The sequence below is a fragment of the Actinoplanes sp. NPDC089786 genome (assembly GCF_040684855.1).
GTDB lineage: Bacteria > Actinomycetota > Actinomycetes > Mycobacteriales > Micromonosporaceae > Actinoplanes.
In genome coordinates, this window is the sequence record NZ_JBFBGU010000033.1 from 17,601 (window position 1) to 31,431 (window position 13,831).

15 protein-coding genes are annotated in these 13,831 nt (G+C 71.9%); 9 read left to right on the plus strand and 6 right to left on the minus strand.

What is annotated here, in order from left to right:
* Positions 1-91 precede the first annotated feature (91 nt).
* Positions 92-739 carry a cupin domain-containing protein gene (locus AB0O15_RS43915; protein ID WP_364332701.1) on the minus strand — a complete coding sequence of 216 codons (648 nt, stop codon included), beginning with the start codon at positions 737-739 and terminating at the stop codon, positions 92-94.
* A gap of 63 nt (positions 740-802) precedes the next feature.
* Between AB0O15_RS43915 and AB0O15_RS43920 the strand changes: the two genes are divergently transcribed.
* From AB0O15_RS43920 to AB0O15_RS43945, 6 genes are all read left to right on the plus strand, one after another.
* Positions 803-1,291 (plus strand): hypothetical protein, encoded by a 489-nt coding sequence (locus AB0O15_RS43920; RefSeq protein WP_364332703.1) that lies wholly within the window; start codon positions 803-805, stop codon positions 1,289-1,291.
* A 100-nt stretch (positions 1,292-1,391) separates the two neighbouring features.
* On the plus strand, positions 1,392-1,832 hold the full coding sequence (locus tag AB0O15_RS43925) for a VOC family protein (RefSeq protein ID WP_364332706.1): 441 nt from the start codon (positions 1,392-1,394) through the stop codon (positions 1,830-1,832).
* Positions 1,833-1,869: 37 nt separating this feature from the next.
* Positions 1,870-2,172: a DUF3159 domain-containing protein gene (locus AB0O15_RS43930; protein WP_364332709.1), complete on the plus strand. Its 303-nt coding sequence runs from the start codon at positions 1,870-1,872 to the stop codon at positions 2,170-2,172.
* Positions 2,173-2,241: 69 nt separating this feature from the next.
* Positions 2,242-2,571 (plus strand): metalloregulator ArsR/SmtB family transcription factor, encoded by a 330-nt coding sequence (locus AB0O15_RS43935; protein WP_364332712.1) that lies wholly within the window; start codon positions 2,242-2,244, stop codon positions 2,569-2,571.
* Positions 2,571-3,278: a cation transporter gene (locus tag AB0O15_RS43940; RefSeq protein ID WP_364332715.1), complete on the plus strand. Its 708-nt coding sequence runs from the start codon at positions 2,571-2,573 to the stop codon at positions 3,276-3,278. Before AB0O15_RS43935 ends, AB0O15_RS43940 begins: the two co-directional genes overlap by 1 nt.
* Positions 3,279-3,418: 140 nt before the next feature.
* A complete protein-coding gene (locus tag AB0O15_RS43945) occupies positions 3,419-3,658 on the plus strand; it encodes a GntR family transcriptional regulator (RefSeq protein ID WP_364332718.1) in 240 nt (79 codons plus the stop codon).
* 89 nt (positions 3,659-3,747) lie between these two features.
* On the opposite strand, the gene AB0O15_RS43950 is transcribed toward AB0O15_RS43945, so the two are convergent.
* From AB0O15_RS43950 to AB0O15_RS43965, 4 genes are all read right to left on the minus strand, one after another.
* Positions 3,748-5,004: a glycoside hydrolase family 6 protein gene (locus tag AB0O15_RS43950; protein WP_364332721.1), complete on the minus strand. Its 1,257-nt coding sequence runs from the start codon at positions 5,002-5,004 to the stop codon at positions 3,748-3,750.
* A gap of 118 nt (positions 5,005-5,122) precedes the next feature.
* A complete protein-coding gene (locus tag AB0O15_RS43955) occupies positions 5,123-6,547 on the minus strand; it encodes a gamma-glutamyltransferase (RefSeq protein ID WP_364332724.1) in 1,425 nt (474 codons plus the stop codon).
* 75 nt (positions 6,548-6,622) lie between these two features.
* Complete coding sequence (locus AB0O15_RS43960; protein ID WP_364332727.1) at positions 6,623-7,135, minus strand: hypothetical protein; 513 nt, start codon at positions 7,133-7,135, stop codon at positions 6,623-6,625.
* Between the two features lie 158 nt (positions 7,136-7,293).
* Positions 7,294-8,301, minus strand: coding sequence for a 1-aminocyclopropane-1-carboxylate deaminase (locus tag AB0O15_RS43965; protein ID WP_364332730.1), 1,008 nt, complete (start codon positions 8,299-8,301; stop codon positions 7,294-7,296).
* A gap of 78 nt (positions 8,302-8,379) precedes the next feature.
* On the opposite strand from AB0O15_RS43965, the gene AB0O15_RS43970 reads away from it, so the two are divergent.
* Positions 8,380-9,525, plus strand: a complete 1,146-nt coding sequence (locus AB0O15_RS43970; protein WP_364332733.1) for a thaumatin family protein — start codon at positions 8,380-8,382, stop codon at positions 9,523-9,525.
* Here the strand turns inward: AB0O15_RS43970 and AB0O15_RS43975 are convergent, their stop codons facing one another.
* Positions 9,526-9,915: a hypothetical protein gene (locus AB0O15_RS43975; protein WP_364332736.1), complete on the minus strand. Its 390-nt coding sequence runs from the start codon at positions 9,913-9,915 to the stop codon at positions 9,526-9,528. It abuts the gene before it with no gap.
* Between the two features lie 184 nt (positions 9,916-10,099).
* Between AB0O15_RS43975 and AB0O15_RS43980 the strand changes: the two genes are divergently transcribed.
* Entirely contained in the window at positions 10,100-10,981 is an 882-nt protein-coding gene (locus AB0O15_RS43980; protein ID WP_364332739.1) for a hypothetical protein, read from the plus strand.
* A gap of 243 nt (positions 10,982-11,224) precedes the next feature.
* Complete coding sequence (locus tag AB0O15_RS43985; protein WP_364332742.1) at positions 11,225-13,762, plus strand: hypothetical protein; 2,538 nt, start codon at positions 11,225-11,227, stop codon at positions 13,760-13,762.
* Positions 13,763-13,831 lie beyond the last annotated feature (69 nt).

Genomic DNA, 13,831 nt, shown 5'->3' on the forward strand with positions numbered 1-13,831 from the left:
ACATCGAGTCCTCTCAGTACTCGGCGGTACCGGCGGGACAGCTTTCCGGGGTCGGGCGGTCGCGCTGCGTCACCCGTTCGGCGACCCGAATTCAGGCCGCTGAACTGCGGAAACGCCCCGGCGGAACCCCGTGGCGGCGGCGGAAGGCGGCGGCGAAGGCGAACTCGGTCGCGTAGCCGACGCGCCGGGCCGCGGCGGACAGCGGCCAGTCGGCCCGCAGCTGGCGGAGGATGTGGACGATCATCAGGTCGAGCAGGGCCGAGCGGCCGGCCTCGGTGCCGGGCCCGGGCGACGTGAGGTCGGCGCGCAACATCTCGACGACCGCCCGCAGGCCCGGGTCGCCGTCCGGGGTCAGGGCGGTCACGCCGGGCAGGTGGCGCAGCTGGGCCGGGGCGCGGCCGGGGTCCATGGCGTACGCGGCGCAGAGGAACTCGCAGTCGCACGGCCCGTCGGCCGGCGGGAACTCACCCAGCTCGATCGGCAGCAGGTCGCCCAGGCGGCATGGGGCGTGGGCCAGCCCGTGATCGGTGCCGGCGGCCGTGAAGACGATGTCGCCCGCGCGTACCCGGGCCGGCTCCTGGGCCGCGGTGATCAGCCAGCCCTCGCCGCTGAGCAGGACGTGGAAGCCGAGCGCGGCGACCGGCGGGAACCGCACGCCCCAGGCGCCGGACTGCCGGATGCGGCGGCCGTTGGCCCGGCCGATCCGGGCGCTGCCGATCGCCGCGGTGATCATGTCCATCGACCGCATGGTAGCGACGCGTATGAAATCGGGCGGAACGCGCATGGCACCGCCGCGCCCGCGGTGCTGGGGTGGAGTCATGATCGACACGCTGGCCGCCATGCTGCTCTTCGGGCTCACCGTGCTCGCCCCCGTGGTCGGCGCCACGTTCGGCGCCCTCGACACGATCACCCGGATGTTCGCCTCCGGCCGCAAACCCTTCATGAGCGCGTACGCCAGAATGGGCGGCTCCCCCGGCGCACGGTACTGGCTGACCGAAGCCACCCACCTGGCGCAGCGCGCCGACCGCACCATGCTCGGCATCGCCACCGAGATCGACGCCGACCGCCCCCTGACCCCGACGACGACGTCCGCCTGCACGTCGACCTGGCCGACGCCGCCCGCGACTGCCGCGCCGCGGCCGACCTGATGCTCGACCTGCACGGCTCGAGCGGCTTCCACATGAGCAATCCCCTGCAACGCTTCTGGCGCGACGTGGCCGTGGGCAGCCGCCACCCCCACCTGAACCCCTACCTGGCCGTCGAACGCTCGGGATCGCTGCTGGCTCAGTAGACGATCGGCTCCGCCTCCGCCGCATGTCGAGAACGGGCCGGTGGCTTCGTCCCAGGGATGGAGCGGCCACTTCGGCCGCACCACGCCAGGGAGGCAGAGCATGGCCGTCAAGCGGATGGACAACGTTCTCATCGTTGTCGAGGACATCGACGCTGTCATCGCGTTCTTCGTCGAGCTCGGCATGGAGCTGGAGGGCCGAGGCCCGGTCGAAGGACGATGGGTGGAGCGGGTGATCGGCGTGCATGACGTGCGGCAGGACGTCGCCATGCTGCGGATCCCGGGCGGCCCCGGCCGGATCGAGCTGGCGAGGTTCCATACGCCGAAGGCGATCAGGTCCGAGCCGGCCGACGCTCCGACGAACACGCTGGGCCTCCGGCGCGTCATGTTCGCCGTCGACGACATCGACGACGTCCTCGCCCGGCTGCGCGCGCACGGCGCCGAGCTGGTGGGCGACGTGGAGCGGTTCGAGGACGTCTATCGGCTCTGCTACGTCCGGGGGCCGGAAGGCATCATCGTCGGGCTGGCCGAGGAGCTGGGCTGACGACCGGGCCGAACATCTTGCGCTGGAGGACCGGCACGTGGGAGCCGATGCGCAGGAGGGTGCGGAAGGCCCGGCGGTTGGCCGGGCCGTGATCCTCAACCGGGTCACCGGCAGTCCCCGCGACTGGCACCACCACCGGGCCCTGCGCCGGGTTCACCTGACCGCCACCGCCACGGCCATCGGCATCAACAGCGTCAACGCCGCCGTGCAGGTCGTCTTCTACGGCCGTGGCGACACCGCGGTGCTCGCGGTCGCGCACACCGCGACCGGGCCGGTGTTCGCCACGCTGGTCGCGGTCACGATCGTCGCCGCCCGCCGCGCTCTGGCCCGGCAACGATGACGCCGACCGCGGCCGATCACGACGGCTGACCCCTTCTCTCAGTACATCGTGCGCTGTACTGTCGGCCGGGTGGAGACGGCGACGTACGGGCAGGTTCTGGCGCGGTTCGGGCACGCGCTCTCCGACGCGACCCGGGCGCGGCTGCTGCTCGCCCTGCGCGATGCGCCCGGTTATCCGGCCGAGCTGGCCGACCTGCTCGGCGTGAGCCGGCAGAACCTCTCCAACCACCTGACCTGCCTGCGCGGGTGCGGCCTGGTGGTGGCCGCGCCCGAGGGCCGCCGCACCCGGTACGAGCTGGCCGACGTCCGGATCCGGCACGCGCTCGACGACCTGCTCGGGCTGGTCCTCGCGGTCGACCCGGCGGCGTGCGCCGACTCCGCCGGCCAGGGCTGCTGCTGATGAGCCTGCCGCTGATCCCCCTGACGCCCGCGGGGCCCGGTGAGGCCCGGCGAGCATTGCTGGCTCGTCGCATCCGGCTGCTGGTCGCGGCCACGATCGCCTACAACGTCGTCGAGGCGGTGATCGCGATCGGCGCCGGGCGGGCCGCGGGCTCGACCGCGCTGATCGGCTTCGGCCTCGACTCGGTCATCGAGGTGTCGTCGGCGGCCGCGGTCGCCTGGCAGTTCGCCGGTCACGACCCGGAAGCCCGGGAGAAGACGGCTCTGCGGATCATCGCGGTCTCGTTCTTCGCGCTGGCCGCCTACGTCGTGGTCGATTCGGTACGCACCCTGGCCGGCGGCGCCGAGGCCGATCACTCGTACGCCGGGATCGCCCTGGCCGCGGTGTCGCTCGCGGTGATGCCGGGCCTGTCCTACGCCCAGCGCCGGGCCGGCCGTGAGCTCGGCTCCCGCACCGCGGTCGCCGACTCGAAGCAGACGCTGCTCTGCACGTACCTGTCGGCGGTCCTGCTCGTCGGTCTCGGCCTGAACGCGCTGTTCGGCTGGACCTGGGCCGACCCGATCGCCGCCCTGGTCATCGCCGCCGTGGCGGTCAAGGAGGGCCGCGACGCCTGGCGCGGCGACGCCTGCTGCGGGAGACCGACAACCGGGAGCGGCTGCGCCGACGGATGTTGCGCTAACCAGAGCCACCGGCCCGGCGTCCATTGAGGACGCCGGGCGTGGCTGGCAACCGGCCAATGCGGTTGCGGCGCACCATCGAACCTACCGCGGTTCACCCCGCCTGTCCATGGTTCACCATGGCTCCCCTTTGTCGACCACGGTCGGCCTGGGCGTGAGATGTTCGCCGGGTGATCGACCATGACGGGCCCGTGCCGCTGTATGTGCAGGTGGCGGACGCGGTTCAGACACGCATCGAGTCGGGTGAGCTCCTACCGAACCGGCCGATCCCCTCCGAGAATCGGCTGGTGCAGGAATACGACGTCGCCCGCGGCACCGCGCGCAAGTCGATCCAACTGCTCCGCGAGCGCGGTCTGGTGACGACCGTGGTGGGGCGCGGCACGTTCGTCGCGCCCCACCCCACCGGGTGACCCACTGCATACCCATGCGGCGATCCCCCAGTCCGGGGACGCGCCGCATGGGTCGACCGTCGGTCACGCCGAGCAGGTCGGCTGCATCCTCACGAGCAACTGAGCGCCGGGCTCGACGTGGGCCCGGTGGCGACGAACCCGAACTGGGCCGTGGCGCCGGGCCGGAGGGCGCCGTTCCACGACTCGTTCGTGACGGTGACCGCCGAACCGGACGCCGACAGGCGACCGCCCCAGACCTGGCCGATCGACTGTCCACTGCCGAGCGTCCAGGTGACCCGCCAGCCGGTCAGCGCGGTGCTGCCCGCGGTCACCGTGACCTGGCCCTGGAAGCCGCCGTTCCAGGTCGACGTGGTCTCGTAGGTCGCGGCGCAGGCGCCCGGCGTGGGCGGCGGCGACGAGGACGAACCGGCCAGGCTGAAGGCCAGGTCGGGCTGGAAGGAGCCGGCCGCGTACCGGCATCCGTCGGCCTCGCCGGGCGGCTTGATCCACACGTACGCGTCGATGTCGGCGCTCCCGGTGGCCGTGGTCGGCGCCGGGCCGACGCGCCGGTCGGTGTTGTCGTCGCCGCACCAGTCGCCGGCCGCGCCGCCGTTGCGGCTGGTATCGATGACCTGCCGCTTGCCGGTGACGCCGCGGCTGTTCAGGGCCGCGATGACCGCCCGGCCGAAGGCGGCCTCGTTGGCCGTCGAGTTGAAGTTCGACGCGTTGCTGTAGAAGCCGTCGGCGTCCGCGATCCCGGCCGCGATCAGCCGGTTCGCCTGTTCGGTGGCGGAGTTCCAGGTGGAGTGCCCGGCGTCCAGGTAGACCTTGCCGCCGGCCCCGCGCAGCGTCCTCGTGGCCGTGTGCAACGCCTGGTCGCGGGCCGTGATCTCGCTCGCGCTGAGGCAGGTCTGCAACGCGATCGAGTCGGGCTCGAGGATGATCACGGTGGTGCGCCCGGCCAGGCCGCGGGCGATCAGGTTCACCCAGGTCTGGTACGTGGCCAGGTCCGGCGCCCCGCCCGCGCTGGCGCCGCCGCAGTCGCGGTTCGGGATGCCGTAGAGCGTGAGGACGGGCACCTTGCCGGCGGCGGAGGCGGCGTCCACGTACCCGTCGACCTCGGTCTCGATGGTGTTGAGGTTGAAGTTCGAGAGCCAATGCGACGCCGGCTGGGAGGCGATCCGGTCCCGGATGGCGGCGGTGCGCGCGTCGCCCGGGTTGGCCGCCACCCAGCGGGCGACGGGCGTGTCGGGCTCGCGGTAGAACTCACCGGTCAGGGTGCCGGCTTCGGCGACCCCGCTGGTCAGGACGGCTCCGGCACAGGCGAGGACGGTCGCCAGGATGGCCGTACGAGCGGGTTGTCTCACGGGCGGTCCTTTCACGTACATCGATGGGAGCGCTCCCAGAAGGTAAGCCTCCCGACGTACGTCAGGCAACCTCAGCGACGGACGGCGGCGGTGCGCGCGCGAAAATCGCACGACAAGATCACCAGCCGGCGGCCATGCCGTCCTTGCGCGGGTCGGAGCCGCCCAGGATGCGGCCGTCCCGGATCTCGATCGCCTGACCGCCGCCGAAGATGCCCCGGTCGGGATCCTCGATCACGGTCAGCCCGGCCGCGCGCAGGCTCTCGGCCCGCGGCCAGTGGCCCTCCTCCAGCCGTACGCCGTCGGGCTCGATCCGGAACCGCGGCCGGTCCAGCGCCGCCTGCGGATCGAGGCCGTCGTCGACCACCGACGTCACGTACTGGACGTGCGCCTGGGCCTGGATGAAGCCGCCCATGATGCCGAACGGGCCGCGCAGCCGTCCGTGTTCGAGCAGCAGGCCCGGCATCAGCGTGTGATACGGCCGCTTGCCCGGCGTGACCTCGCCGGCCACCCCGAAGCCCTCGGCCCGGTTGTTCAGCACCACGCCGGTGCCGGGCGCGACGATGCCCGAGCCGAAGTTCTCGTACAGGCTCTGGATGAACGACACGGCCATGCCGTCCGCGTCGAGCGTGCAGAGATAGACGGTGCCACCTTGCGGTTCGCGGGCCAGTCGCGCGGTTTCCCGGGTACGCGCGGCGAGGTGCTCCGGTGACAGCAGGTGGGCCACGTCGGCGTCGTCCCGGACGTACGCGAAAGCATCTTCGAGGGCGAGCGCGACGGCCCGGACCTGCTCGTCGAAGCCGGGGCCGCCGAGCAGCGCGAGCGCCTCCAGGGCGACCACCCCCTGGGTCGGCGGCGGCAGTTCCAGAACCTCGACACCGCGGTAGGTGACGCGCATCGGATCCACCCAGCGTGGCCGGTACGCCTCCAGGTCACCCTCGGTGAGCCAGCTCGCCCCGGCGATGGCGGCCGCGACCCGCCCCCGGTAGAACGCGTCCGGACCGCCCTCGGCGATCGCCCGCAGTGTGGCGCCGAGTTCCGGCAGCCGGTAGACCTCACCCGTCCTCGGCGCGGCGCCGAACTCCTTGGGCGCGTGTTCCGTGGTCCGCCACGCGTCGGCGCAGTGGAAGCCGGCCGCGACCCCACGTTCGGCCAGGTCGATCGCCGGGCGCAGGCAGGTGTCCAGGCCGAGCCGCCCGTACCGCTCGCTCAGCGCCGCCCAGCCGCGCACCGCCCCGGGAACGTCCACCGCGTTCGGCCCGCGCACCGGCACCGGCAGCGGACTCGCCTCGCGTGGCGCCGGGCCGGCCGCGTCGAGCCCGGTGGCCTCGTTCCCGTCCCAGACGATGGCGAAGGCGTCCCCGCCGATCCCGGTGGACATCGGCTCGGCCACGCAGCAGACCGCGGCCGCCGCGATCGCCGCGTCGGCCGCCGACCCACCGGCCCGGAGCATCTCGAGTCCGGCCAGGGTCGCCGGCGTCTGGCTGCTGGCGACCATTCCCTGCGCGGCGACGGCGGGGCCGCGGCCCGGCGAGAAGCGAAACATGCCTACAGACAACCACGCCGGCCCGCGGTGAGCCCGCCCGAGAAGCGGACAACCACGCCGGCCCGGCGGTGACGATCAGTCGGGCGCGCTGAGGCCGCAGGAGAAGCGGAGCCAGGCGCCGGCCGTGGTGATCAGGTCGACGGTCAGGTCCAGCGGCCGGCCGGATGGCATCGGCACGACGGCCAGGGCCAGCCGCTCGCCGACCGGCTGCACCGCCGCGACCTCGGTGGCGCCCGGGAAGGCGGTGATCGTCCAGTGCCGGATCGGCCCGGTCGACGGGTCGGCGCACAGGTGCACGAGCGAGCTTCCGCCGCGGGACGGCTCGGCGCGCAGGCGCAGCGTGTGCCCCTCGGTGGAGGTGACGGCCGAGGTGCGGACCGGGCAGTCACCGGTCGGCGGGGCCAGGTCGCGGCTCACGCCGGTGCGCAGGGCGGCCACGCTGCCCACCATGATCAACAACGCGATCAGGACCATCAAGTACGGCGAGAGCCGGCGCCTTTCACCCGTTGGCGTGACCTCGCGCCGCCGTACGGTGAGGATCGTCCCGTCCGGGGTGTGCCGCACGATCAACCGGGCGCGCGACCTCACCGGGCGGCGCCTCGCGACGCTGCACCGGCGGACGTATTGCGCACGCTCCCCCATGGACACCCCCGTGACCATAGTCGTCTCCCGGATGACCATGGTTCCCAGGTGTTGCGTATAGGTGCGCAGAGCTGCTCTGCGCACCTATAGGCAACACAGGTGGGTCAGGAGAAGACACCGCTGTACGCGTTCAGGGCCGGCTGGCCGCCCAGGTGGGCGTAGAGGACGGTGGAGGACTTGGGGATCTCGCCCTGCTGGATCAGGGAGATCAGGCCGGCCATCGACTTGCCCTCGTACACCGGGTCGATGATCATGCCCTCGAGCCGGCCGGTCAGCCGGATGGCCTCGATCGTGGAGTCGACCGGGATGCCGTAGCGGTCGCCGGCCCAGCCGGGCAGCACGGTGATCTCGTCGTCGCGCAGGTCGCGCCCGAGGCCGATCAGCTCGGCGGTGTTGCGGGCGATGCGCGCCACCTGGTCGGTGGTCTCGGCGAGCTTGGCCGAGGCGTCGATGCCGAGGACGCGACGGCGCCGGTCCTGGCCCGCGAACCCGGCGATCATGCCGGCGTGGGTGCTCCCGGTGACGCTGCAGACCACGATCGTGTCGAAGAAGATGCCCAGCTCACGCTCCTGCTGCTCGACCTCGTAGGCCCAGTTGGCGAACCCGAGCCCGCCGAGCCGGTGGTCCGAGGCGCCGGCCGGGATGGCGTACGGGACACCGCCCGCCGCGATCACGTCGTCGAGCGCCTGGCGCCAGCTGTCCTTGAAGCCGATGCCGAAGCCGTCGCGGACCAGGCGTACGTCGGCGCCCATGATCCTGGAGAGCAGGATGTTGCCGACCTTGTCGTTGACCGGGTCGGGCCAGTCGACCCAGCTCTCCTGCACCAGCACCGCCTTGAGGCCGGCCTTCGCCGCGACCGCCGCGACCTGCCGGGTGTGGTTGGACTGCACGCCCCCGATGCTGACCAGCGTGTCGGCGCCCTGGGCGAGCGCGTCGGGCAGCAGGTATTCGAGCTTGCGCGTCTTGTTGCCGCCGAAGGCCAGGCCGCTGTTGACGTCTTCACGCTTGGCCCAGACGCGGGCGCCGCCGAGGTGGCCGCTGAGCCGGTCCAGCGGGTGGATCGGGCTGGGGCCGAACAGCAGCGGGTAGCGCGGGAAATCGTCCAGTGACATGCAATATATTGCACGTCGCGTGCCGATCAAAGTCAAGGTGACGCTTCACATATCGGCGTTCATCGATACGCTGTCACCATGCGTGTCGGATTGCTCGCAGCACTCGTCCTCGGGGCCGCCTCGATCATGGGCTTCAGCCTCGCGCCGGAACACACGGTCACCTTCGTCAACGCCAGCGACCAGAAGATCTGGGTCGGCAGCACGGTCAACTCCGACGAGTCGGTCAACTACGCCCACCTCCCGATCCTCGAGCCCGGCCAGACCGGGACGATCACCATCCCGGAGAACAGCTACCCCAACCACTGGCGCGGCAAGTTCTTCGCCCGGACCGGCTGCACGGGCACCCCCGGCAGCACGTTCCACTGCGCGGTCGGCGACTGCGGCACCGCCGAGGACCACTGCGTGCACGGGGAGCAGCCGGCCAGCCTGGCCGAGTTCAACTTCGACCCGGCCGACCCGTGGGGCGCGCCCTGGTACGACGTCAGCTACGTGAACGCGGTCTCGCTGCCGATCACGATCACGCCGACCGGGGCGCCGCCGCCCCAGCCCGGCTCGCAGTACTGCGCCACCGCCGGATGCGCCAAACCGATGCTCGACGCGTGCCCGCCGGCATACCTGACCAGGGATTCGCAGGGCCGTCCGATGGTGTGCACGAACCCGAACCGGGACGCCGTCACCGACTACAGCCAGGCGATCAAGGCGGCGTGCCCGCGGGCGTACAGCTGGTCGAAACACGACACCGAGCCCGGCAACCAGGTGATGTACAACTGCAAGGAGTGCACCGGCTTCACGGTCACGTTCCACAGCAACGCCGGCGGCACCACTCCCCCGCCGGCCGAGCCGACCACGATGATCGTCAGCGACTGGCACGGCAAGTGCGTCGACGTCCCCAACGGCGACTACTCCGACCGGGTCCGCCTGATCGTCTGGGACTGCTGGAACGGCCCCATGCAGCGGTTCACCTTCGCGGCCGACGGCACCATCCACATCGGCGGCAAGTGTGTCGACGTGGCCGGCGGCTCCAGCGCCGACATGACCGCCGTGCAGATCTACACGTGCAACAACAGCGGCGCGCAGCGGTGGGTCCTGTCCGGGGCCGGCGACCTGGTCAATCCGCAGTCGAACAAGTGCGTCGACATCGGCGGCTGGAACGCGTCCAACGGCGCGCCGCTGCAGATCTGGACCTGCAACGGCTTCGCCAACCAGAAGTGGCACCGGGCCTGATCACGGGGCCGGCGGCGGGTCCGATCTCGGTGCGGCCGGCAGTTCCGGTTCCGGGGCGGCCGGCAGCTGCGGTTTCGGACCGGCCGGCAGCTCGTGCGGGCCGTCCGCCACCGGCCCGCTGACGACCGGCTGCACCATCGCCGCGATCCGCGCCAGGTTGATGCTCCACCCCAGGCCGAACGCCGGCGGCCCGACCACGTTCGGGTTCTCCGGATCCCAGGCCGCCCGGCGCAGCTTGTCCACGCTGGGCGTCCGGAAGTCGTACGGAACCCCGGCGATGTCGCCGTGCCAGTCCCGCGTCTCATCGGGCTTGTCCAGTTCCTTCGCGACAGCCGCCCCCGCGAGGGCACCCGCGGCCGCGGCAGCGATCCGAGCCAGCACGCCAATCATCGGTCCAGGCTAGTCCCTCTTCTCAACCCCAGATGGGTACGCCCGACGAGGTCCCCAACCGCAGACACCGCCGACCCGTGACACACCGCGACGTAGGCGGGCCTACAGGCCGTGAACGCGACGTTCGCGTGAGGTGATGGCCCAGCACGGCCGGGGTGATCACGATGGCCGTACGCTCACCGCCGTGTTCAACGACCCCTGGGAGATCGTGCCGGGCGAAGGCGCCGGTCCGCTCCGCTTCGGCACCGCCCGCTCGGCCCTGCACGACCGGTTCGGCCCGTCCCAGCCGTTCCGCCGGGCGAACTACTCGGCCGACCTGACCGACACCTACGGCCCGGTCATGCTCACCTGTGACCCGGCCGACGGCCTCTACCTGATCGAGATCAACCTCCCGTCGCTGGCGACCTTCCGCGGCGTGCGCCTGGCGGGCCCGGTGACCGAGGTGGGCGAGGCCCTGCGAGCCATCGGCGTCGAACCGGCCCAGTTCGAGGAGGGCAGCTGGTCCTTCGCCGACGACACCGTCGCCATGACCACGACCTGGGACGAGGACGACGACCAGGTGATCGAGATCGTCACCGTCGTCGCGCCCGGCCGGTCCGGCGACGAGATCATCTGGACCGACGGCGGCGCGACCACCGACCCGGTGACATCCCATGCGGTCACCCCCGGCCGAGGCATCGGCCTGGTCACCCTGGGCGACCACCGCTCCGACGTCCGCCGGCGCCTGCACTCCGGCATGACCACCGCGCCCCCGGCGGCCTCGACCGCATCGCGGGAGGACCTCTTCTGGGACGACGGCCTCGTCGTGCGCTACTCACCGGACGATCGGGCCGAGCGCATCGTCATCGTGCGCGCCGACCAGGTCACCTTCGCCGGCGTCACGCTGATGCCGGGCCAGTTCGACGAGACCCGCCAGGCCCTGATCGAGGCCGGCCACCCGATCACCGACCGGGAACTGGCCCTGGAGATCGACCACACCGGCATCGAGCTGTGGCTGGCCAACACCCAGACCACCCACCGACTTCCCGTCTGCTCGGTGGTCATCTCCGCCCCTGACGCGCCCTAGCCGGCGGCCCGCCGCGTGACGAGGCCGGACCCCGAGGAGGGTGGCCGGCGCCGAGGCCGGGAACGACACGGCGGACGAGCGGTCGCCGCGGTGACCAGTTCCGTCACCCGCCCGGCCGGCCGGTGCCGGAAGGTGACCATGGACCGTCAGGTAGCCGACACCCGATCGTGCAGGTCGCCGTGCACCATGGGGTGCCCGTGGGGACGGTTCCCCGGAACGCCGGCGGCCGGAAGGATGCGACGAGTGAAGGTCTCGGGTTTACCAAGCCGATCCGGCGGCGCCACGTCACGCCCACCGGCGCCCGCGAGGAACGGGCCGGCCCATCAGCTGCTGCGGCTCCAGCGTGCGGCCGGCAACCAGGCGGTCGCCGGGCTGGTCCAGCGCGCGCCCGGTGACAAGCCCAACTTCAAACAGGACGACGTCCACCTCAAGGACGAGGGTGTCGTCCGCCGCCGCGTGACCGGCCTCAAGTACGGGCTGAAGGGCGGCTGGCAGGGCAAGTACGGCGACGGGAAGGACGACAAGAGCTTCGAGGCGGAGAAGACGGCACAGAAGCCCGAGCACTCGGCGGTCGTGATCTTCCCGGAGAAGCTCGGCGGCGGACCGGTCCAGGTGATCCTGCACTTCCACGGCTACGGCTTCCGGAACGGCGATCCGTACGCCGGCTTCGCCACCTCCAAGGCCGGCAAGACCCGCGACTACCACCAGGAGCACTGGGAGCAGCAGACCGGGCAGGTCGGCAAGGAACGGGCCGCGGCCAACACCGGCGTCGCGGCCGACAAGGCTCAGCCGTCGATCGTCACGATCCTCGCGCAGGGCCGCGGCAAGTCCGACTTCGGTGAGGTGCCGACCTTCGACTACATCGCCGACGTGCTCAGCAAGGTGCCGGAGTTCAGCGGCGTCAAGCAGTACTCGCTGATCCAGACCGGCCACAGTGGCGGTGGCGGCGCACTGCGCAAGGCCGTGCACGGCGGTCAGGCCGCGACGGCCGACCGGGGCAAGCTGCCGGCGGCGAAGGCGGGCCAGGCGGCGCCCCAGCCGGCCGACATGATCGTGATGCTCGACGCGATCGCGATGCTCGACGTCACGAAGAAGGGCAAGGACGACAAGAGCTACAAGATTCTCGGCATCGCGTCATGGGCGCTGGCCCACATCGCCCGGTTGAACACCGAGATCCGGGCGGCCCTGAAGGCGGGCCGGCCGGCCGACGCGCAGGCGGCCATCCTGGCCACCCCGAAGCTGCGGGCGTACTACGTGCCCAAGAGCGACCGCGGCTCGTACGCCGCGGCGCACACCACGGCGGCCGGGTTGATCAGCAAGGCGATCGCCGAGATTCCCGAGCCGTACGCCACGCAGTCGGCCGAGGTGACCGTGTCGGACCTGTTCCGGATCGTGCCGGTGGCCGGCACCGTCCACGAGTCCCTGATCAGCAAGGGCACCAAGGGCAAGGAGGAGGACGGCGCGATCGCCGACGCCTTGCGCGCCTCGCTCGACCCGAGGATCGACCGGCCCGCCGCGCCCGCGGCCACCGGGAGTAAGGCGCAGCCGGCGATTCCGACCACCACCCCGGCTCCGGCGACGAAGGGACCGGCCCCGGCACCCGCTCCGGCGACGAAAGCACCGGCGCCCGCTCCGACGGCGGCCGGCGCGCCGGCCACGGTGGAGAAGGGGAAGACGGCGACCGCGGCGACCCCCAAGGGGTGGAAGGCGGCCGGGGCCGCCGGTGACTACAAGGTCACACAGGCCCACCTGGACACCATCGCCGCGCAGACCCCGGAGGAGCGGAAGGCGGACGCCAAGACCTGGGACGAGGGCCAGAAGCGGCTGGCCGAGCTGGTCAAGGCCGAGAAGGCGGCCAAGCGGAAGAAGGGTGAGCTCTCCGAGGCGGACGCCAAGGAGATGGCCGATCTGAAGGAGTCGCTGCCGAAGGTCGGCGCCCGGATGAAGCCGGCCCAGCGGGCGCTGAGGCACCAGGACGTCGAGCTGATCCTCAAGGCGGCCGGCCACACCGTCGACGGCTGGTACGGCGACGTCCGGTCGGGCAAGTTCCTCAACGTCAAGGTGCGCGTCCACAAGCACATGGCCGAGGCCCTGCAGCGCGCCGAGGACACCCTGGTGGCCGACACCACGGCGAACCCGGACAAGCTCGACCCGGTCGCCCTGGGCAAGAAGCTGGGCATGGCCGACCACGCCAGCGACATGCGCGTGCCGAAGGCGGCGGTCGGCGGTACGAGCATCAGCATGCACACCTTCGGCCTGGCGGTCGACCTGAACTACGCCGGCAACCCGTACCTGGGCAACGCCGACAAGAAGGTCGGCCGGGCCGTCATCAAGCGGGCGAGCGGCCTGGTCGGCAACGCGCCGGTGGACATCCTCACCAGCCTCGGGAGCGCCAAGCAGTCGTTCGACAAGCTGACCGCCGCCTCGAGCGCGCTGGTCACGTACCTCTCCTTCCGGAAGGACGAGAACCGGGAGGCGCTCCGCGCGGCGATCGCGGGGCACACCGCGGCCAAGGGCGAGCCGACCGACGAGGCCGGCTGGGTGAAGCAGATCGAGAAGGATCACACGGCGATCACGAAGAGCGCCGATTTCAAGGGCCACACCTCGCCGGAGAAGGGCTTCATGGACTTCCAGGAGTCGGTGGTGATGGCTCTGGCCGGCGCCGGGCTGTACTGGGGCGGCGAGTACGCCGGCACCAAGGACCTGATGCACTTCGACCTCCGCACGGGCGAGGGCGCCAAGATCCACGACGCTCGGACCGCTCACAAGGCGAGCCAGTAGTGGAGCGCCGGCCCTGGTTCGAGCCGCTCCTCCCACAGGCCGGGGCCGACCGCCCGGTTGAGCGCCGTG

Bases quoted from the DNA above. Each gene is read 5' to 3' on its own strand.
- AB0O15_RS43965 (WP_364332730.1), bottom strand. From the start codon at position 8,301: ATGTCACTGGACGATTTCCCGCGCTACCCGCTGCTGTTCGGCCCCAGC.
- AB0O15_RS43975 (WP_364332736.1), bottom strand. From the start codon at position 9,915: ATGATTGGCGTGCTGGCTCGGATCGCTGCCGCGGCCGCGGGTGCCCTC.
- AB0O15_RS43955 (WP_364332724.1), bottom strand. From the start codon at position 6,547: ATGTTTCGCTTCTCGCCGGGCCGCGGCCCCGCCGTCGCCGCGCAGGGA.
- AB0O15_RS43925 (WP_364332706.1), top strand. From the start codon at position 1,392: ATGGCCGTCAAGCGGATGGACAACGTTCTCATCGTTGTCGAGGACATC.
- AB0O15_RS43940 (WP_364332715.1), top strand. From the start codon at position 2,571: ATGAGCCTGCCGCTGATCCCCCTGACGCCCGCGGGGCCCGGTGAGGCC.
- AB0O15_RS43970 (WP_364332733.1), top strand. From the start codon at position 8,380: ATGCGTGTCGGATTGCTCGCAGCACTCGTCCTCGGGGCCGCCTCGATC.
- AB0O15_RS43915 (WP_364332701.1), bottom strand. From the start codon at position 739: ATGGACATGATCACCGCGGCGATCGGCAGCGCCCGGATCGGCCGGGCC.